This window comes from Chitinophaga filiformis, from assembly GCF_021646545.1.
GTDB classification, from domain to species: Bacteria; Bacteroidota; Bacteroidia; order Chitinophagales; family Chitinophagaceae; genus Chitinophaga; species Chitinophaga filiformis_A.
Genome location: NZ_JAKIRP010000004.1, coordinates 267,783 through 288,677, shown reverse-complemented (window position 1 = coordinate 288,677; position 20,895 = coordinate 267,783). Strand labels below are relative to the sequence as shown.

The following is a 20,895-nucleotide window of genomic DNA, read 5'->3' as shown; positions in this document are numbered from 1 at the left end:
ACGGCTGCCCCTTTTGAGACAGCCGCTGGTATATCTTTAATCTTGAACTACCACCTGTTTTTCGACTTGAACAGCAGGGCAGGAGTCAGGATGATATAATAGAAAAGCATGAAGAAATCCATGAACAGGCTGAACTTGAAAAGGTCTGCCTCATCCAGCTTGCGCATGGCCATAAAGGAGATGATGGATTGCAGCAACAGCTTACCTCCCAGGATGCCCAGCGTATACATACGCAGTGGCTCATAGAAGAGACTTGCAAAAAGTAAAGGGTAGAACAGAAAATGGGTCAGTGAGAACATTCCCAGCAATAGCTTGTGGCCGAAGCGGTAATGTTTGCCGGTTGACATATGCCTGGTTTTCTGCTGGAACCATTTTTTCCAGGTCGTTTTGGGCTCTGAGTAAGTAAATGCCTGTTTGTTGATCACCACTCCTACATTATGACGGTTGGCAGCGGCATTGACAAACAGATCATCATCGCCGGAAGCAATATGATGGTGTGCGGTAAAACCTTTGTGACGGTTGAACAGTTCACGTTTGTAAGCCAGGTTACGGCCTACTCCCATATAAGTAATGCCGCTGAGGGCAAAAGAAAGGTATTGTAAAGCACTGAAATAGGTCTCGTAACGGATCACCTTGTTCAGCAGGCCCGGTTTCTTCTCGTAAGGGCTGTAACCCAGTACGATCTCTTTACCATCAGTAAATCCCTGACTCATCAGTGACAACCAATAGGTGCTGGCCGGTTTACAGTCAGCATCTGTCAGCAGTATGTTTTCGTATTTGGCACTTCTGATGCCCATGGAGAGCGGGAACTTTTTTCCGGGGATGAACTTGGCGGCCTGTTTGATCTCGATATGGCGGTAATGAGGATATCCGGGTTCGATAGAGCGGAGGTAATACTTGGTGTCGTCTTCCGAATTGTCATTGACTACGATCACCTCATATGCCGGCTTTTTCTTGTCGTGATACCGCTGTAACAAGACCGACGGCAGATTCTTCTGGAGATTCAACTCCTCATCTTTCGCACAGATGATAACGGAGCACTCCATATCCGGATCGATATCATTTTCGAAGGTACGGCGATAAAAAGCTACCCGGGAAAAGAAGAACAGGTAATACAATATTTGTATGGCTGCAACGGTAGCAAAAGCGTAAAAGGCTAATAAGCCCAAGTTATACAACATAGCAACAACAAATATATACGTTTTTAGTTATCTGTATAAGCCTGTGGAAAAAAAGATTTTTAAATGAGAATGAGGAGTTTATCCTCACCCGGAGAGCCTGCTGCTTTCCCGGCCCGGAATGAAGGTTTCTGCATAATTCCCCTTATTTTTGCCCCCTGAAAATGGCAGGAATAGCCTCAAGCATTCAGATACCGAGATGAACTTTGAACTGACAACAACAGATAGCAACAGTAAAGCCCGTGCCGGCATGATCACTACCGGTCACGGGAAGATCGAAACGCCTATTTTTATGCCGGTAGGCACCGTAGGCAGTGTAAAAGCAGTGACGCAGGAACAGTTGCGCGAAGATGTGCAGGCTCAGATCATCCTGGGGAACACCTACCACCTGTACCTCCGCCCGGGAATGGATGTGCTGGCGCAGGCGGGCGGATTGCATAAATTTAACGGCTGGGAAAGACCCTTGCTGACAGATAGTGGCGGGTACCAGGTATTTTCCCTGGCAGCCAACCGCAAGATCAAGGAGGAAGGTGTTGTATTCCAGTCACATATAGACGGCTCCCGCCACCTGTTCACTCCTGAAAATGTGATGGACATCCAGCGGACCATCGGGGCCGATATCATCATGGCCTTTGACGAATGCCCGCCATATCCTTCGGAATACCGGTACGCCAAAAAGTCGATGGAACTGACCCATCGCTGGCTGGACCGCTGTATCAAACGCCTGGCGGAAACACAACCTGCCTATGGTCATGAACAGACCTTATTCCCCATAGTACAGGGCAGCACCTATAAAGACCTCCGTACGATCTCTGCTACGGAGATCGCGGCCAGGGAATGTGCCGGTAACGCTATCGGCGGCCTGAGCGTAGGTGAGCCGGAACAGGATATGTACGAAATGTGCGGACTGGTATGCGACATCCTGCCGGAACAGAAACCCCGTTACCTGATGGGGGTGGGTACTCCCTGGAACATCCTGGAAAACATTGCCCTCGGCGTGGACATGTTCGACTGCGTAATGCCCACCCGTAATGGCCGTAATGGTATGCTGTTCACCTGGAATGGCGTTATAAATATCAAAAACAAGAAATGGGCGACCGATTTTACCCCGGTAGATGAAAACAGCGCCTGTTTTGCCAGCAACCGTTATACCAAGGCCTACCTGCGCCATTTATTTGCCGCAGGGGAGATCCTGGGCATGCAGCTGGCAAGTATCCATAATATTGCTTTTTACCTGGAACTGGTGAAAGAAGCCAGGAAACAGATCCTGGCCGGTAATTATGCCAGTTGGAAAAATAGTATGGTGCCACAGTTGAAACAAAGACTTTAGATTTATATTATCTTGCCGTTATATGACAAAGATAGACTGGTACATCCTGCGTAAGTTCATAGGTACCTTTATTTACTCCCTCATGATCCTCCTGATCATTTCCGTAGTGATAGACGTGACGGAGAAGATAGACGACTTCATGAACAACAACCTGTCTTTCTACACGATCGTAGTAGACTACTACTTCGGCTTTATCCCGCATATCGCCGCATTGTTGTTCCCGCTCTTCATTTTCATTTCCGTGATCTTCTTCACTTCCAAGATGGCTTACCGAACGGAGATTATTGCCATCCTGTGCAGTGGGGTCAGCTTCCGCCGTTTTTTACGTCCTTACTGGGTAGGGGCGCTGCTTTTCGGAGGATTACTGTGGCTGGGCAACAGGTGGACCGTACCTATTGCCAATAAGATCAGGACCAGGTTCGAAGCCGCCTATGTGCATAAACAGAAGGCTCAGCAGAACATGTATGACAAGACCATCCGTGTGGACAGTTTTACCTACGTAACTTTCGGATCTTACGACCCTAATTATAAAAGCGGTGGTAACTTCCTGCTGGAAGATGTACGCGGGCAGAATATCATGTTCAAAATGAAGGCCGACAGGGTGACCTGGGACTCTACCACCGGGAAATGGAAACTGGACTATGTAACCATGCGCTCTATTAACGGGCTGAAGGAACACTGGTGGACGAAATCAGACACTTCCATCAAGATCGCCCTGAATCCCAAAGAAATGTACGAAGAGAAGAATATCCAGGAAGCCATGACCACTCCCGAACTGGACAGGTTCATTGCCAGGGAGGAGCTGAGAGGGGCCGAAGGACTGAATACATTCTACGTTGAAAAATACAGGCGTACGGCCTCCTGCGGAGCAGTGATCATCCTCACACTGATTGGTGGGATCATTGCTTCTAAAAAAGTAAGGGGAGGAAGCGGATTGCACCTGGCTGTCGGAATTGTGATCAGCGCCAGCTACATTATCTTCCTGCAGTTTTCCACGGTATTTTCTATTAAAGCAGACCTCAATCCCTTACTGGCAGTGTGGATACCCAACTTCCTGTTTGGTGGACTCGCCTTCTGGTTGTATTTAAGGGCACCGAAATAGAAAATTTCACATTTCTTTAATTTATTGCCTTAACAATAATATTTACTTCTTTGTATATTGGAAATCAGTTGTTTGAAAGTTATTGCCTTTATAGCTACCTGTAATTCTATGATTATAAGCAGCTAAGTTTTCAACAAATCATTACTTTTGACAATTGATCCGATTTTTTGTTATCATTACCTAATCAACAGTTTAAAATGGGGTATATAAAAGAAAAATTCAAGGTAAAGGCCGATGAGCTCAATGCGGAAGTGAAGGACCTCGTGAAGAACCATGGCAATAAGAAGATAGAGGATGTTACATTGGCCCAGGTGTACCAGGGAATGCGCGGCATAACTGGTTTGGTGACAGAAACATCATTACTGGATGCAAACGAAGGGATCCGTTTCCGTGGATATTCCATTCCGGAACTGAGGGAGAAAATGCCAAAAGTTAAAGGTGGCGCCGAGCCTTTGCCGGAAGGATTGTTTTACCTGATGTTGATTGGAGAACTGCCGTCAGAAGCAGACGTACAGCACCTCTCTAACCAGTGGGCGCGCCGTTCTCATGTACCTAACCACGTTTTTGCCGCAATTGATGCACTGCCGGTAACCACACACCCGATGACCATGTTCACTGTAGGTGTAATGGCTATGCAGACAGAATCTGCTTTTGCGAAAGCATATGCAGAAGGCATGAATAAAAAAGATTACTGGAGTGTGATGTACGATGATGCAATGGATCTGATCGCACGTCTGCCACGTATCGCTGCATATATCTACCGCCGTAAATACAAAAACAATAACCACATACAACCGAACGGTCTTCTGGACTGGGCTGGTAACTTTGCTCACATGCTGGGTTATGAAGACGAAGGTTTCAAAGAACTGATGCGTCTCTACATGACCATTCACGCTGACCACGAAGGTGGTAACGTGAGCGCACATACTACTCACCTGGTAGGTTCTGCGCTGAGCGACGCTTACCTGTCATTCGCAGCAGGTATGAACGGTCTGGCCGGTCCGCTGCATGGTCTGGCTAACCAGGAAGTGATCAAGTGGATACTTGATATGCGTGAAGAACTGGGTGGTGGTATTCCTACCAAACAGCAGATCGAAGATTACGTACGTAAGACCCTCAGTGACGGTAAGGTAGTACCTGGTTACGGTCACGCTGTACTGCGTAAGACAGATCCACGCTTCACCGCACAGATGGAGTTTGCAAAGAAACACCTGTCTGATGATGAACTGGTACGTATCGTATGGCTGGTATATGAAACCGTTCCACCAATTCTGGAAAGCCTCGGTAAGATCAAGAACCCATGGCCTAACGTAGATGCACATTCCGGTGCGCTGCTGGTACATTATGGCCTGGTGGAATATGAATTCTATACTGTATTGTTCGGCGTATCCCGTGCGCTGGGTGTACTGGCTTCCCTGTGCTGGGACCGTGCACTTGGTTTCTCTCTGGAAAGACCGAAGTCCGTTACCACAGAATGGATGAAACAATTCGTGGAAGGTAAGGTAGAAGCTGAGTAATCGCCACGTTGTAATAATATTTTAAAAGGTAAACAGTGTATGCTGTTTACCTTTTATTTTTGTACCCTGCTTATTGAGAAAAGCCAGACCTTTAAACAAAAATAGCATGTCCGCAGGCTGGGAGCATTCACCCACCTGAGGAGCGTAGTCTATGGATTTTAAGAACGCCATATTATCCAATCCGATAGAGTATCTGAAGGGAGTAGGCCCCCAGCGGGGAGAACTGCTGCGTAAGGAAATAGGTGTGCACACCTTCAGAGACCTGCTGTACTATTTTCCTTTCCGCTATGTGGACCGCACAAAAGTGGAAAAGATCATCAGTCTGCATATGCAGATGGATTATGTGCAGATCCGTGGAAAGATCACCCGTCTGGAAGTGATAGGAGATAAGCGCGCTAAACGCCTGGTGGCCACTCTGCGGGATGAGACCGGGGAGATCTCCCTGGTATGGTTCCAGGGCTGGCAATGGATGGAAAAGTCGCTGCAACAGAACGTCTCTTACCTGGTGTTCGGCAAGATCTCTGTTTTCAATGGCTACCTGCAGATGTCCCATCCGGAAATGGACCTGCTGACAGAAGAGATAGCCGCCGGAAAACCATTCCTGGAACCGGTGTATTATACTACCGAAAAACTGAAAGCCCGGGGACTGACGGCCAAAGCCATCGGCAAGCTGACCAAGGCTTTGCTGGAACAATTATCCCCCGGAGAAATACCCGAAAATATACCTCAGTCCATCCTGCAGCAATACCGGCTGATGGACAGGGCAAAGGCCTATTTTAAGATCCACCTGCCGGCAGGAGAGGATGATGCCAACCAGGCCCGCCGCAGGCTGAAATTTGAAGAGTTGTTCCTCGCCCAGATCAGGATCTGCCGGCTGAAGATCAGGCGGCAGCAGCTGTCGCATGGTTTCATATTCAATAGCGTAGGCGAAGCCTTTAATACATTTTATAATCATCACCTGCCATTCTCGCTGACGGGAGCGCAGAAACGTGTACTCAAAGAGATCCGTCAGGACACGACCACCGGCAGGCAAATGAACCGCCTCATACAGGGTGACGTGGGTAGCGGAAAAACAATGGTAGCCCTGCTTACAATGCTGCTGGCGGTAGATAACGGTTTTCAGGCCTGCCTGATGGCGCCCACCGAGATCCTGTCACAGCAACACTATAAAAGCATCGCCGGTCTGTTGGAAAATATGCCCGTGAAAGTAGCCCTGCTTACAGGGAATGTGAAGGGGAAAGCCCGTAAACAGATACTGAAAGAAGTAGAAGAAGGAGAGATCCATCTGCTGATAGGTACCCATGCCCTGCTGGAAAACCAGGTCGTTTTCAAGAACCTGGGCATGGCCATTGTTGACGAACAGCACCGGTTTGGGGTAGCGCAACGTGCCCGCCTTTGGGAGAAGAACGTTATACCACCGCATATACTTGTCATGACGGCAACTCCTATTCCCCGTACCCTGGCGATGACCGTGTACGGAGACCTGGATGTATCAGTCATAGACGAACTTCCGCCCGGCCGTAAACCTATTACGACCGTACACCGGACAGAGTTCCAGCGGCCACAGGTCATGGATTTTATCAAAGACGAGATCCGGAAAGGCCGGCAGGCATACATCGTATATCCGTTGATTGAAGATTCTGAAACGCTGGACTACGAAAACCTGATGAAAGGGTATGAGGAAGTGAAAGCGTTTTTCCCTGAGCCACAATACTATATCAGCATGGTACATGGCCGCCAGCCGGTAGAAATGAAAGATGCCAACATGCAGCGTTTTGTAAAAGGCGATACGCAGATCATGGTAGCTACTACCGTTATTGAGGTAGGGGTGAACGTGCCCAATGCCTCTGTAATGGTTATTGAAAGCACAGAAAGGTTTGGCCTTTCCCAGCTGCACCAGTTACGCGGACGCGTGGGAAGGGGAGCAGAACAATCTTTCTGTATCCTCATGACGGGTAATAAGGTAGGCGCTGATTCAAAAGAACGTATTCAGGTAATGGTACAGACGAATGACGGTTTCGTAATATCTGAGAAAGATATGGAACTGCGGGGACCCGGCGACATTGAGGGTACCCGCCAGAGTGGGCTACTTGATCTGAAACTGGCTGATATTGTGGAGGACAGGCCCATACTGGAAGCCGCCCGCGCCAGTGCGGAAAAAATACTACAGGAAGATCCGGACTTGTCAACACCTGAGAATCAATCCTTACAGCGGTTTCTGGCCGCCCAGCAAGGAAAATCTCAGTGGAGTAAAATTTCCTGAGCAACTTTTACGTTTATTATCTAAATGCGCCCCGGCAAGCTGGTATATTGACCTGTTTTAAACTCCGGCCCGTTTCCGCCATCTTATATTATATCCGCCGGCGTTTGGGATGATACTACTAATTGAATTGGCGCTGTTCTTGCGGTAACAAATGTACCGCTGTCTGCGTTATTACGTATTATATAAGTGATAAAGAACTAGGAATAAACATTTTAAATCTACTCCGTTGAATTTTACTTTCCCTATAGGCTGCTTGGCTTTCCTTTTTTCGCTTTTTACAGGCGTAATAGCCAGTGCGCAGGTACAGGTACAGGAAATCTATGACAACAAACCCCTGCAGTTTACTGAGAACAAAGGACAGTGGAACGGTGATTTCCTTTATAAAACTGATATGGGCGGAGGGGCGGCCTTTCTGAAACGTACAGGCTTTACGTTCCTGTTACAGGACAAAAAACAACGCGATGCACTAGCCGAAAGAATACACGGCCATGCACACGGTGGTAAAGACTCTGTTATCTGGGTGCCCGATCCCAGCTACGCTGCCAACGCGAAGGCCAATGCTGCTAATCCGGCTGCCCGCAAGGAGGATGGTGATGCCAGTGCACCGCTGCCTCTTCCTGTCGTGAAAGGGCATGCATATGAGGTCACCTTTCTGAATGCAGGAACGCCCGAAATATCTGCTGAAAAAGCGTCTGAAAGTTATGCCAACTACTTCATCGGTAATGATCCTAAAAACTGGGCATCCGGTGTGAAATCTTATCAGCTTGTTAATTACAAGGCGCTGTACCAGGGCGTTGACATGCAGGTATATTCAGAAGCAGGTGTGCTGAAGTATGACCTCATCGTACAACCCGGTGCTGATCCTTCCCAGATACAACTGCAATATACCGGCGTGGATAAACTGGAAATCAAAAAAGAACAGCTGATCATCACTACTTCTGTAGGTACCGTTACAGAGCAGATGCCTTTTGCTTATCAGTACATTGACAATCAGCGTGTATCCGTAAAAGTTTCTTATGTGCTGAATGGGTTGAAACTGAAGTTCAAAGTATCTGGTAAATACGACAGCAACTATCCACTGATCATTGATCCTTCTTATATCTTTTCCACCGTATCCGGTTCCCAGGCTGATAACTGGGGGTTCACCGCTACATATGATAACGTGGGCGCCTTCTATGGTGGTGGTATCGTGTTCAACGTAGGATATCCTGTTACGCCTGGTGCAGTACAGAATACTTATGCCGAAGGTGGTTTTGACATCGGTATCAGTAAGTTTTCTGCGAATGGCCGTAACCTGATCTATGCCACCTACCTGGGTGGCGGCGGCAAGGAGCAACCACATAGTCTTTTTGTGGATCCTGCCGGTAACCTGGTGATCTCAGGAAGAACTACTTCCGGCAATTTTCCTGGTCCGGCTTCTAATAACGGTCAGCCGGTAGTAGTCGGTAATCGCGGAGGATGGGACATTGCCGTAACAAAACTCAATGCTACAGGTTCTGCTATCATCGGTTCCATCATTGTGGCCAGTACCGGTGATGACGGTGTGAATATCCGTGAGGACAGGACCCTGGGGGCTTCAGTTCTGCTGCGCAACTATGGTGATGATGCGCGCAGCGAAGTGGTGATAGATAATACCGGTAGTATTTACGTAGCCAGCTGTACCCGCTCTGACAGGTTCCCTGTCACATCCGGCGCGTTTCAGACTTCCTTTGGCGGTGCGCAGGATGGCGTAATACTGAAAATAGATCAGAACTGTTCCAACCTGCAGTGGGCGAGCTATATCGGCGGCAGCAAGGAAGATGCGGCATACGTACTGGCGCTGAACGGCGGTACATTATACGTTGCCGGCGGTACTGCCAGCAATAACTTCCCTATCAGGGGAAACCCTATCTACGGAGCTTACAGAGGCGGTATATGCGATGGTTTCATTGCGCATATCAGTGCAGACGGTGGAACATTGTTACAGAGTACCTATATGGGCGCCAATACTGTGGCGGCTGATCAGGTATATGGTATCCAGTTGGATTCCAGGGGCTTTGTGTATATCATGGGAACTACCGAGGGTACCTGGCCTACACAGCAGGCGCCTAATACAGCAAGCTTCTACAACGACAACTCGAGACAATTCATTTCAAAACTGCAGCCAGACCTGTCTGCATTTGTATACTCCACCACCTTCGGTAAAGGAGCTTCCACACCCAGTATTTCACCGGTGGCCTTCCTGGTAGACCGTTGTGAAAACGTTTATGTATCCGGCTGGGGGGGCGGTATTGATATTGACCTGCATTATCCGAATTCCAATACAGCAGGCTTACCGCTGAAGAACCCCTTACAGCGTACTACCGATAGCCAGGATTTCTACTTCTTCGTATTACAGCGTGATGCTACAGACATCCTGTTTGGCAGCTACTTTGGTGGCAATGGTACTTATGAGCACGTGGATGGTGGTACCAGCCGTTTCGATCGTAATGGGGTGATCTATCAGGGTATCTGTGCATGGTGCCCTACCAACAGAACAGACTTCAGGCCGCGTTATCCGACTACGCCGGGTGCATACGCAACAACTGCTCCGCCTAACTGTAACCTCGGTGCATTGAAGATCGCCTTTAACCTGGATGGAGTAAAAGCAGGTATCAAAACACTGGAAAGAAGAACGAATTACTGCGTACCGGCTACCATTACTTTTGTGGATACTACACGTATACCGGCACAGACCTGGACATGGAACTTCGGAGATGGCTCCGCACCTGTAACCGGTAGCGATACTATTCAACATACTTACAATAATCCCGGCAACTACAGGGTAACACTCGTTAAATGTGATCCTGCCAGTTGTAATGGTTGCGATACAGCCGTACTGGACCTGCGCATCCGTACAGACAGGGCTGACTTTGATATGACTGCGCAGCGTCTTCCGCCATGTGAAGACCTGAACTACCAGTTCAACTTCACCGCACCGACGCCACCAAGACCTTTTACAGCTACGTCCTTTGAATTGAATTTTGGCGATAATACACCTCCTGTGGCCGTAGGGCCGGGCAATTTCCCATATACCCACCGCTATGCAGCAGAAGGTGTTTACAATGCAACATTGACACTGATCGACACGAACTATTGTAACGCGCCACAGATCGATACCGTACCATTGCGCGTAGCGCAGAATGTAAGAGCTTCTTTCACTGCGCCTGACAGCACCTGCGTGCCTGCTACTATTGAGTTTGTGAATACAACCATGGGCGGTGAGACGTTTACGTGGAACTTTGGAGATGGTACTACATCAACAGAGGTGAATCCTGTACATGTCTATCCCAATGCAGGAAGCTTTACAGTATCATTACATGTAGTGGATAGCAATACCTGTAACAAAACAGATGACACTACGATGGTGATCAATGTATTCCCGCCGCCAACAGCCGACTTTACTTATGCACCAATGAAACCGGTAGAAAATACGCCTGTCACTTTCACTAATCAGTCTTCTCCGGATGCTGTCAGCTTCCTGTGGGAATTTGGAGACGGAGATGGTTCTACAGAAGTGAATCCGGCGCATCAGTACAATAAGACCGGCATATTTGATGTATACCTTATATCCTCAAACAGCGCGGGTTGTACGGATACAGCCCACAAGCAGGTGAGTGCTATTGTAATACCGCTGTTTGATATCCCATCCGCGTTCTCTCCGAACAGAGATGGTGTAAATGATGTATTCCTGGTAAAAGGATTCGGTATCGACAAGTTTAATATGAAGATCTACAACCGCTGGGGCCAGATGGTATTTGAAACAAATAGTCCATCGATAGGATGGGACGGAAGCTATAAAGGTGCAGTACAAGCGATGGACGCCTATGCATATGTGATCAACGTACAGTTCAGTGACGGTACCACGGCTACCAAGAATGGAAGCGTAACCTTGTTAAGATGATGATATGAAGCAGATTTTTAAACACATCGCAGGTTGTATAATGTTGTTAACCGCAGCATTTGAGGGAAATGCACAGGATCTGCATTTCTCACAGTACTTCAACTCTCCGCTTACTACCAACCCTGCTAATACAGGCTTCATTCCGGATGGTAATTACCGTATCGGCATCAATTACCGTAACCAGTGGGCGAGTATCCCCGTTCCCTATAAGACCATGTCGGCCTTTGGAGATTTTCAGTTGTTCCGCGACAGGCTTGAATATGGCTGGTTAGGTATAGGCGGTGTAATATTAAGGGATGTGGCAGGCAGCGGTAACCTGACCTCCACCAAAGCATATGCCTCTATTGCCTATCATCAGTTGCTGGGACAGAGCAGCCTGTTATCGCTGGGCTTCAACGTTGGCTCTGCCAGTAAAAGGGTAGATGTAACGAAACTGACTTTCGGCGACCAGTGGAATGGTAAGTTCTTCGATTCCCAGGTGCCTACTGCAGAGCCTTTCAGTCAAACGAAGATCTCTTACTTTGATATGCAGGTGGGGATGAACTATGCCTATTTTCCGACAGACAATATTTATGTCAATGTTGGCTTGTCAGCGCAACACGTCAATACGCCGAGGGAAACGTTTTTCGAAGGAGACAACGAGATCGCACGCCGGTATATTGGTTTCCTGAATGCCAGTTTTAAGCTGAACGATAAAGTGATAGTAAATCCCTCTGGTTATTATGCAAGGCAGGCAAGAGCAACAGAAACAGTGTTTGGTGGTAACCTTGCCTATAACCTTTCGGGCGATGGGGTTACACAGGTTTATGGAGGCGCCTACTACCGTATGAATGATGCGGCCGTTTTCCTGGTAGGATATCAGCTGAAGACAGTGAAGATCATGTTCAGTTATGACGTGACCACATCATCACTGGGGCAGTTCAATAACCGCCGCGGCGCTTATGAGATTGGCATCATTTATACCGGCTTGTATCCCAACCGTAGTTTTTCAGGCGCCAGAAGGTCCGTTATTTGTCCTTCTTTTTAACAGGTGCTTTTTCCTATTTTTGTTACATGATCGATTTTGCGAAAGTAAATACCCGCCATCTCGAAGCTTTACGTGAGATAGTAGGGGCGGCGTATGTGATAGTTGACACAGAAAGTCTGGACAACTATGCACATGATGAAACAGAAGATTTGCACTATCTCCCGGAGGTGGTGTTGAAACCGGATACTACTGAACAACTGAGCCGCATCATGCGCTTGTGCCAGCAGGAAAGCCTGCCGGTCACTCCGCGTGGCGGTGGTACAGGTCTGAGTGGCGGCGCACTACCCCAATGGGGCGGCGTGCTGATCTCCATGGAGCGGTTCAACCGGATCCTGGACCTGGACGAAAGGAACCTGCAGGTGACTACAGAACCCGGTGTGATCACCGAGGTATTGCAGGATGCCGTAAAAGAAAAAGGCTTATTCTACCCCCCGGATCCCAGCAGCAGAGGCTCCTGCTTTATCGGGGGAAATATTGCAGAGAACTCCGGAGGGCCTAAAGCTGTTAAATATGGAGTGGTGAAAGACTACGTGCTGAACCTGGAAATGGTACTTCCCTCAGGGGATGTGATCTGGACAGGGGCTAATGTGCTGAAGAATGCCACCGGCTATAACCTGACGCAGCTGGTAGTAGGCAGTGAAGGTACGCTCGGCATTGTTACCAAGATCGTGCTTCGCCTGATCCCTTTGCCTAAGTTTAACTTATTGATGCTCGTACCTTTCCGGTCTGCTGAAAATGCGTGTGCAGCGGTAAGCGCTATCTTCCGTGCCGGGTTCACGCCGTCTGCCATGGAGTTTATGGAAAGGGATGCGCTGGATTGGGTGAGTAAGTACGTAGATAGCAGCACTGTTAAAATAGAAGATGATGTGCAGGCCCACCTCCTGATAGAGGTAGATGGGAACTATCCCGATGTACTGATGCAGGAAATGGAGGGAATTGCAGGTGTAGTGACGGAATTTGACTGTGGGGAGATCCTCTTTGCAGAAGATCATCAGCAGAAAGAAGAGCTCTGGAAATTACGCCGCCGCGTGGCAGAAGCGGTGAAGGCCAATTCTGTTTACAAGGAGGAAGATACAGTGGTACCAAGGGCAGAACTGCCGGTATTGCTGAAAGGAGTAAAAGACATCGGACGTAAATATGGCTTCCATTCTGTGTGTTACGGACATGCAGGCGATGGCAACCTGCATGTGAATATCATCCGGGGAGAGCTGACGGAAGAGCAATGGAACGGAACGCTGAAAGAAGGAATCCGCGAGATCTTCCTGCTGGTAAAAGAGCTGGGAGGAACCATCAGCGGAGAACATGGTATAGGCCTGGTGCAGAAAAGTTATATGGATGTGATTTTTGATAACACCTCAATGCAGCTGATGCGGCAGATCAAGCAGGTGTTCGATCCATCCAATATCCTGAACAGGGGGAAGATTTTTGATTGATGATAAACCATTTAAAAGGACAGTAATATGAAACGTTTATTGTTGTGTTTTTTACTGCTGACAGCTGTACAACTGGTACATGCACAGTATTACAAAACAGATACAGCCAGGAAGAAAGAATTTGATGCCTCCCGTATTATTGTGGGCGGCTCCCTTGGACTGGCATTCGGCGATTATACCAATATCAACATATCTCCGCTGGTAGGTTATCGTATTTCCCAGTTATTTGCAGCCGGTCTGGCCATCAATGCACAGTATGGGTCTGAGCGTTTCCGTGATTATTACGGTAATACAGGTCAACGCAACCAGTACAGCATCCTGGGTGGTGGTCTATGGGGGCGCGTATATCCGCTGGACTTCCTGTTTATACATATCCAGCCGGAATATAACCACATCAATCTTAAAAGCACTTATTACGACACTGACCCGAAAACAGTTATCAAGGAGAGTTATGGCGTATCCAGCCTGTTGATGGGTGGCGGCTATACGCAGCCTGTTGGCGGTAATGCGGCATTCAGTATTATGGCTTTATATGACGTGTTGCAGAATAGCAGATCGCCATACCAGAATGGTCTGATACTGCGTGTAGGCGCAACAATCGGATTGTAAGAAGAAATTATTTGATAAAAGGGATCGGGTAGCTAATGCCTGATCCCTTTATTTTTTTAGTTGATCTTTTACCGCAAGTAGCGTGCGGTTAAAGTATGGGCCTGCGGTCGGCGCCTCTCCGGGGATTCGATCGCTGTGTAGGATCTGTCAAGCGTATGGGCTTGGGAATATTTATGGAGCGTTATCAATCGTATACCCGAAGAGCCGAAGGCCCGCAGTCTCCATCTTTAACCGTCTGCTACTTCGCTGGCTTCCACCGGGTAGCCAGGCACTATCAGGATACAGCATATAGGATATGGGATATGGGATGCAGGATGGAGCGCGTATTGCGACAAGCTTCCCCGATGTCTGCGTATTTATACAGTAGGTTGCCCGTGTAAGCCGGCAGCATTAATTGTTAACCCCCAATTGTTTTTATCAAGTTAGGAATTAACAAAGATTATCTGTATTTTAATTAAAAATTGGCCCCCCTCAAGGTCAATAAGCTGAAAACTAAACCACGTTGTATGAAAACACTGTACTGTTCACATGCCTGTACATGCAGGCTGATACTATTACATCACTTCTAACCTGGAAAGAAAAAAGCATTAAACGTTATGCGTTATGGCCAGCTATGGATAAAAATTATGTGGTATGTCAAACAACGGCAACTACATGTTCATAACGTGTTAAATGTTAAGCGGGTTTCTTTCAAGTTACCTGCTTCTTTTTAAGCACTGTTGCCTTATCAGCTTCAGCATAGTTTCTGTAGTTGCCGGCATCCGTATATGCCCGATCCGTTTGATGGGGACTGATCTGTGGTTTAAATGACCCGCTGCTTTATATTAGCTGTCGTATTCCCGGCAGTTTTTCAGTATTTTAGCCAATTATAGAACAAACAACTCTCAGTAATGAACGATCGTCTAATGCATTTGAAGGAGAGAGACTGGACAGAAACAAAAGCACATTCCAGCTGGCAGATATTCAAGATCATGGCCGAGTTTGTGGATGGCTTCGAATCTCTCGCCAAAATGGGCCCCTGTATCTCTATATTCGGTTCCGCACGTACTAAACCCGGAAGCAGATATTATGAATTAGCGCACGACATCGCCAAACGGCTGGCTGATGAAGGCTTTGGTATTATCACCGGCGGTGGTCCGGGGGTAATGGAAGCTGCCAACAGAGGAGCGCAGGAAGTAAAAGGGAAATCAGTGGGCGTGAATATCTCTCTGCCTCACGAACAGAACCCTAATCCGTATATTGACCATGACAAGAACATGCACTTCGACTACTTCTTTGTGCGCAAAGTAATGTTCACCAAATATTCCCAGGGCTTCGTGATGATGCCGGGAGGCTTCGGCACCATGGATGAATTCTTCGAAGTAGCCACCCTTATCCAGACTAAGAAAATGACGGAAACCCCGATGGTACTTGTAGGCAAGGAATACTGGAGCGGACTGCTGGAGTGGATCCGCAGCACTATGATGGAGAAGGAAAGTAATATTTCCCCGGAAGATCTTGGTCTGTTAAAGCTGTTTGATACAGCCGATGAAGTGGTGGAATACTTCAGGGTATTCTACACAACGAACAAGTTGCGGCCCAACTTCTAGGATTTATTGCCATATTTTTGCAAAAATTTACAACATGGATATAATTCCTGCTGCTGTAGAAGCGTTTGCAGAAAAGTATACAAGTCCTGAAACAGATGTGTTGAAGCGGTTACACCGGGAAACATACCTGAAAGTAGAGCAGCCGCATATGTTAAGCGGTCAGCTGCAGGGACAGTTCCTGAGCCTGGTGAGCCATATGCTGCAACCGGCAAAGGTGCTGGAGATCGGGACGTATACCGGTTACTCGGCAATCTGCCTGGCGCAGGGATTAAAGGAGGGAGGTGTATTGCACACCATTGACATGAACGAAGAAAGGGAAGAAATGTGCCAGCGCTATTTCGCAGAAGCAGGATTATCCGGAAAGATAAAAATGCATATCGGTAAGGCAGCAGATATTATAACCCGGCTGGATGAAGTATTTGACCTGGTATTTATCGACGCAGATAAAACAGGTTATGAGCACTATTATGATCTGGTCTGGGAGAAAATACGTCCGGGGGGATTTATACTGGCAGATAACGTGCTCTTTCATGGAGAAACACTATTGGAACCATCAAGACAAAGTAACAATGCCAAAGCAATGATCAGTTTCTGCGAAAAAGTAGCAGCTGATGGCAGGGCGGAACAGTTATTGCTGACGCTCAGAGACGGTCTGATGATCATCAGAAAGAAAAGCTGATCCACTTACGCGAACCACACCCATTAAATTCAACATACATGCAACTAAGGAGATCTGTTTTAGTGTGTAGCTTGCTGTTTGGCTGCATGCCCATGCTGAGGGCGCAAACGCAAAGCGCAAGTACCCAGCAGTATATCGCAAAGTATAAGGATATCGCTATTACTGAAATGCAGCGCAGCGGTGTACCTGCTTCCATCAAACTGGCCCAGGGTATCCTTGAAACACAGTCGGGGGGCAGCTGGCTGGTACAAAACTCCAACAACCATTTTGGCATAAAATGTAAGAATAACTGGACTGGCGAAAGTGTCAGGTATGACGACGATGCCCGCCAGGAATGCTTCCGCAAATACCCTTCCGCAGCCGATTCCTACAGGGATCACTCAGACTTTCTGCGGAATAATCCCCGTTATGCGTTCCTCTTCCAGTTCCAGGAAGAAGACTATAAATCCTGGGCCTATGGGCTCAAACAGGCGGGATATGCTACCAGCAATACCTATCCGCAGCAACTGATCAAACTCATCGAAGACTACAACCTGCAGCAGTATACGCTGGAAGGCGAGGGTGTGACCAAAGCCGGAACGAGCAACGCCAAGACAGGCGATGAAGTAGTGGCATCCAAACCATCTAAAACGCCGGTTGCCGGCACCGGTAAATCGACCGGTATCACTAAGGCCAATGCGCCCAAAGGCGTATTCCAGATCAACGACCGTAAAGTAATACTGGTACCTGCCGGTACCTCACTGATACAGATAGCCGATCAGCGGGATATTAAACTCCGTAACCTGGTTCACTACAACGACCTCCCGAACGACGATCCTTTACCGAAAGAAACTTTCATCTTCCTCCAGAAAAAGGGTAAATCTGGTAAGAATGATTACCATACAGTTGTTGCCGGAGAGACCATGTATGACATTGCGCAGTCAGAAGGTATCCAGCTGCGCTGGTTACGCCGCCGTAATAAGATGAAGGAAGGCCAGGAACCTGAGGTAGGAGAGCGGCTGGCATTGGCGGGTTATGCTAATAAAACGCCACGCCTCGCGAAATATCCACCTGCAGAAGATCCTACAGAGGGCGATTTCAAACCCGGACAGATCGTGGAAGATGTCAGAACAGAAATGGAAAGGCAGCAGGAAATAGCACAGCAGAATGCCGCACAGCAACAACAGAACAGTGCACCGGCCCAGCAGAACAATCTGCCTCCGGGTATGATGGATGACCTGAAGAAGCTCGGTGAGGTGAAATCAAACGGTGGTGGCGCCGCACAGAATACGCCTGCATCGTCAAAACCTGCGGCCACCCAGCCAGCATCTTCACAACCAGCGCCAAAACCAGCGCAAAACAATACACAGCCTGCGACGCCTGTGCAATCAGCACCAGCATCTTCACAGCCTATGTATACTTCGAGGCCGGCGCAAAATGGTACACAGCCGGCAGCACCCGTGCAATCAACACCAGCAGCTTCACAACCTGCATATTCTTCCAGACCACCTGCTACTACGCAGCCGTCTGGTACGCAACCGGCACCGGCGCAACCAGTGCCCGCGTCTGAGGTACCTGCTGCACCTGCACAAACGACACCACCTGCTCAACCCGCAGGAGATGCTGCCGGAAAAGGAGGTCCTATCAGGGACGGCAATTCATTATATCACGAAGTACAGACGAAGGAAACACTGTATGGCATTGCGAAACGTTACAACGTAACGGTAGAGCAGTTACAGCAATGGAATCATCTGGAAAGTTTCGACATCAAAATAGGACAACGGCTTTTGGTCGGCAAAATCTAATCACATAAATCGGAATCACATGTCTGTTATCCAGGTACACGATAAAAAGTTCGAACCATACATCAACGCTGAAAAATTACAGGAGCGCATAAAGGAACTGGCCACAGCCCTCAATAATGATCTGAAGGGAGAAAAGCCTTTATTCATCGCTATTCTGAATGGCTCCTTTATGTTTGCAGCAGATATTTTCAAGTACCTCACCATCGAGGCCGAAATATCTTTCATTAAACTGGCCTCTTACAAGGGGATGAAATCCACCGGTAATGTAGTGCAGGCCATTGGTCTCGATGAAGACCTGTATGGCCGTACAGTGGTTATCCTGGAAGACATCGTGGACACCGGTAAGACCCTGAGCCAGTTCCTGCCACAGCTGGAACATCAACAGCCTAAAAAACTGATGGTGGCTGCCCTGCTCACCAAACCGGAGGCAATGCAGTACCCTATTAACATTGATTACCTGGGTTTTTCAGTCCCTAATAAGTTCCTGCTGGGTTATGGATTGGATTATGACGGCCTGGGACGGAACCTGCCGGAAATATATAAACTGGTGGAATAAATAACAGAACGTAATTTTAGCGCCCCGGGGTAATGCAATCGCATGTCCCCGGGGTTTTTTATTAGTGCATATTCCCTCCTTCCTTTTCCCAATTTTATTATATTTATGTATAACTGATAACTGATGCAAAACTGATGCAAAGGCTCCTTATGCTGCTTGTCAGCTTAATTATCCTTGTACCTGGGAGAGCTCAGAAGATATGGATTTCAGGGGCAGTCGAGGACAGCATCTCCCACAGTCCGCTGCAGGGAGTGATCGTCACAGTAAACAATGATACCGCCAGGGTTATTACGAACCAGTACGGACTTTTTCGCATTGCGGTGCCCTCTCAGGACGCGATACTTTTATTTCAACATAACAGGTACTTCCCGAAACGCTTGTCTGCGGGAGCATACAGTCGTATGCTTGTTCAGTTAAGCGCCAAAGAAGAGATCCAGGACGATGTGGCAAAAAAAGCCAAAGCCATTGCCCGGGAACGTTCTTCCAATGGTTCTAATCCCAACTATGGCAACTCCGCCATGGGAACCCGCGCTTTCTTTGATGAAACCTATGGCACATTGTATGAGAATAAGTTTGTCGAAACAGATATAAAGAACGCCTCTATGTTCGCCGTAGATGTGGACAGGGCTGCCTACAGCAATATCCGGCGTTTCGTAAAGCTGAAAGAAAAGATCCCCGTTAATGCGGTACGTATAGAGGAGATGATGAACTACTTCCATTATCATTATCCACTACCGCCTCCCGGTCAGACCCTGGCAATCTACAGCAATTATGCCACCTGCCCCTGGGCGCCAGACCACCGCCTGTTACAGATAGCTGTCCGCGGCAAGGCCGTCAACCTGGATAGTCTGCCTCCCAGCAACCTCGTTTTCCTGATAGATGTATCGGGGTCTATGTCCCTGCCTAACAAGCTGCCGCTCTTACAGGCCGCTTTCCGCATCCTGGTCAATAATCTGCGCAGTAATGACCATGTAGCGATCGTGGCATATGCTGGTACACCAGGCATTATCCTGCCCAGCACTTCCGGTAGTCAGAAGGCGAAGATCCTCAATGCAATAGACAACCTCAGCGCTGGCGGAGCGACAGCCGGGGAAGCGGCTATTAAACTGGCGTACAAGATAGCGGAAGAGAATTTTATCACGAATGGTAACAACCGTGTGATCATGGCAACAGACGGCGACTTTAACGTCGGGCAGACCAGCGATTACGACATGGAACAGCTGATACTGGGTAAAAAGGAGACAGGCGTATTGCTCACCTGCCTGGGTTTTGGCATGAAAAACTACAAGGATTCCAAATTAGAGACTTTGTCCAGTAAAGGGAATGGCAATTTTGCCTATATCGATAACCTCGAAGAAGCCAATAAAATCTTTGCCCGGGAGTTTGGCAGCACCCTGTTTACCGTAGCTAAAGACGTGCAGGCTGATGTGCTCTTTAGCCCGCGCACAGTGAAGTCTTACCGGTTGATAGGGTATGAAAACAAAGTGATAAACGATGAAGATTCGGCTACCGATAAGATATCTGGTGGCATCATCGGGTCGGGTCATTGTGCGGTAGCTATGTATGAGATCGTTCCGCAAAATGGAATGGATGAGGACAGTTCACTGGCTACCATTCAGTTGAGGTACCGGGAGGCAATTGACACCACCATTAAATACCTGCACTATACTGTGCCGGGAGAACTGACCGAGTTCCGGGACGCCTCCGGCGATTTCAGGTTTGCCAGTGCAGTCGCCCTCACGGGAATGTTGCTCAGGAAATCCGCCTTCAAAGGAAATGGTACCTGCAATATGGTGCTGGACATCGCAAAACGATCGCTGGACGACGATCCGGGCGGTTATCGCAGAGAATTTATTGCCCTGCTGAGAGAGCTGAAGAAATCGAAGAAAATAGAAGATTAAACCCC

At 48.1% G+C, this 20,895-nt stretch carries 14 protein-coding genes; 13 read left to right on the top strand and 1 reads right to left on the bottom strand.

Annotation, left to right across the window (positions count from 1 at the left end):
• Window positions 1-47 precede the first annotated feature (47 nt).
• The gene (locus L3C95_RS13475; RefSeq protein ID WP_236388380.1) at window positions 48-1,181 is read right to left on the bottom strand and encodes a glycosyltransferase; all 1,134 of its coding nucleotides are present in this window, start codon (window positions 1,179-1,181) and stop codon (window positions 48-50) included.
• A 196-nt stretch (window positions 1,182-1,377) separates the two neighbouring features.
• Between L3C95_RS13475 and tgt the strand changes: the two genes are divergently transcribed.
• The 13 genes from tgt to L3C95_RS13410 all read left to right on the top strand — a co-directional run bounded on the left by tgt (window position 1,378) and on the right by L3C95_RS13410 (window position 20,890).
• Window positions 1,378-2,508, top strand: a complete 1,131-nt coding sequence (tgt, locus tag L3C95_RS13470; RefSeq protein WP_236388378.1) for a tRNA guanosine(34) transglycosylase Tgt — start codon at window positions 1,378-1,380, stop codon at window positions 2,506-2,508.
• Window positions 2,509-2,530: 22 nt separating this feature from the next.
• Complete coding sequence (locus tag L3C95_RS13465) at window positions 2,531-3,610, top strand: LptF/LptG family permease (protein WP_236388376.1); 1,080 nt, start codon at window positions 2,531-2,533, stop codon at window positions 3,608-3,610.
• Window positions 3,611-3,807: 197 nt separating this feature from the next.
• Window positions 3,808-5,127 (top strand): citrate (Si)-synthase, eukaryotic, encoded by a 1,320-nt coding sequence (locus tag L3C95_RS13460; protein WP_236388375.1) that lies wholly within the window; start codon window positions 3,808-3,810, stop codon window positions 5,125-5,127.
• Between the two features lie 151 nt (window positions 5,128-5,278).
• Entirely contained in the window at window positions 5,279-7,390 is a 2,112-nt protein-coding gene (recG, locus tag L3C95_RS13455; protein ID WP_236388373.1) for an ATP-dependent DNA helicase RecG, read from the top strand.
• A 226-nt stretch (window positions 7,391-7,616) separates the two neighbouring features.
• A complete protein-coding gene (locus tag L3C95_RS13450; RefSeq protein WP_236388370.1) occupies window positions 7,617-11,312 on the top strand; it encodes a PKD domain-containing protein in 3,696 nt (1,231 codons plus the stop codon).
• A 4-nt stretch (window positions 11,313-11,316) separates the two neighbouring features.
• On the top strand, window positions 11,317-12,339 hold the full coding sequence (locus L3C95_RS13445; RefSeq protein ID WP_236388367.1) for a PorP/SprF family type IX secretion system membrane protein: 1,023 nt from the start codon (window positions 11,317-11,319) through the stop codon (window positions 12,337-12,339).
• A 26-nt stretch (window positions 12,340-12,365) separates the two neighbouring features.
• Window positions 12,366-13,772: an FAD-binding oxidoreductase gene (locus tag L3C95_RS13440; protein ID WP_236388366.1), complete on the top strand. Its 1,407-nt coding sequence runs from the start codon at window positions 12,366-12,368 to the stop codon at window positions 13,770-13,772.
• Window positions 13,773-13,799: 27 nt separating this feature from the next.
• Complete coding sequence (locus L3C95_RS13435; RefSeq protein WP_236388364.1) at window positions 13,800-14,381, top strand: hypothetical protein; 582 nt, start codon at window positions 13,800-13,802, stop codon at window positions 14,379-14,381.
• A gap of 890 nt (window positions 14,382-15,271) precedes the next feature.
• Entirely contained in the window at window positions 15,272-15,970 is a 699-nt protein-coding gene (locus L3C95_RS13430) for a TIGR00730 family Rossman fold protein (protein ID WP_236388363.1), read from the top strand.
• A 34-nt stretch (window positions 15,971-16,004) separates the two neighbouring features.
• The gene (locus tag L3C95_RS13425; RefSeq protein ID WP_236388356.1) at window positions 16,005-16,649 is read left to right on the top strand and encodes an O-methyltransferase; all 645 of its coding nucleotides are present in this window, start codon (window positions 16,005-16,007) and stop codon (window positions 16,647-16,649) included.
• Window positions 16,650-16,687: 38 nt separating this feature from the next.
• Window positions 16,688-18,433, top strand: coding sequence for a glucosaminidase domain-containing protein (locus tag L3C95_RS13420; RefSeq protein WP_236388355.1), 1,746 nt, complete (start codon window positions 16,688-16,690; stop codon window positions 18,431-18,433).
• Between the two features lie 19 nt (window positions 18,434-18,452).
• Window positions 18,453-18,989, top strand: a complete 537-nt coding sequence (gene hpt / locus L3C95_RS13415; RefSeq protein WP_236388352.1) for a hypoxanthine phosphoribosyltransferase — start codon at window positions 18,453-18,455, stop codon at window positions 18,987-18,989.
• A 134-nt stretch (window positions 18,990-19,123) separates the two neighbouring features.
• Complete coding sequence (locus L3C95_RS13410) at window positions 19,124-20,890, top strand: vWA domain-containing protein (protein ID WP_236388348.1); 1,767 nt, start codon at window positions 19,124-19,126, stop codon at window positions 20,888-20,890.
• Window positions 20,891-20,895 lie beyond the last annotated feature (5 nt).

What these genes read in the sequence shown, in the direction of transcription:
- L3C95_RS13435 (WP_236388364.1), top strand. Translation starts at nt 13,800, where the DNA reads ATGAAACGTTTATTGTTGTGTTTTTTACTGCTGACAGCTGTACAACTG.
- L3C95_RS13430 (WP_236388363.1), top strand. Translation starts at nt 15,272, where the DNA reads ATGAACGATCGTCTAATGCATTTGAAGGAGAGAGACTGGACAGAAACA.
- L3C95_RS13460 (WP_236388375.1), top strand. Translation starts at nt 3,808, where the DNA reads ATGGGGTATATAAAAGAAAAATTCAAGGTAAAGGCCGATGAGCTCAAT.
- L3C95_RS13440 (WP_236388366.1), top strand. Translation starts at nt 12,366, where the DNA reads ATGATCGATTTTGCGAAAGTAAATACCCGCCATCTCGAAGCTTTACGT.
- L3C95_RS13445 (WP_236388367.1), top strand. Translation starts at nt 11,317, where the DNA reads ATGAAGCAGATTTTTAAACACATCGCAGGTTGTATAATGTTGTTAACC.
- L3C95_RS13465 (WP_236388376.1), top strand. Translation starts at nt 2,531, where the DNA reads ATGACAAAGATAGACTGGTACATCCTGCGTAAGTTCATAGGTACCTTT.
- L3C95_RS13420 (WP_236388355.1), top strand. Translation starts at nt 16,688, where the DNA reads ATGCAACTAAGGAGATCTGTTTTAGTGTGTAGCTTGCTGTTTGGCTGC.
- L3C95_RS13410 (WP_236388348.1), top strand. Translation starts at nt 19,124, where the DNA reads ATGCAAAGGCTCCTTATGCTGCTTGTCAGCTTAATTATCCTTGTACCT.
- L3C95_RS13425 (WP_236388356.1), top strand. Translation starts at nt 16,005, where the DNA reads ATGGATATAATTCCTGCTGCTGTAGAAGCGTTTGCAGAAAAGTATACA.
- recG (WP_236388373.1), top strand. Translation starts at nt 5,279, where the DNA reads ATGGATTTTAAGAACGCCATATTATCCAATCCGATAGAGTATCTGAAG.
- L3C95_RS13475 (WP_236388380.1), bottom strand. Translation starts at nt 1,181, where the DNA reads ATGTTGTATAACTTGGGCTTATTAGCCTTTTACGCTTTTGCTACCGTT.
- hpt (WP_236388352.1), top strand. Translation starts at nt 18,453, where the DNA reads ATGTCTGTTATCCAGGTACACGATAAAAAGTTCGAACCATACATCAAC.
- tgt (WP_236388378.1), top strand. Translation starts at nt 1,378, where the DNA reads ATGAACTTTGAACTGACAACAACAGATAGCAACAGTAAAGCCCGTGCC.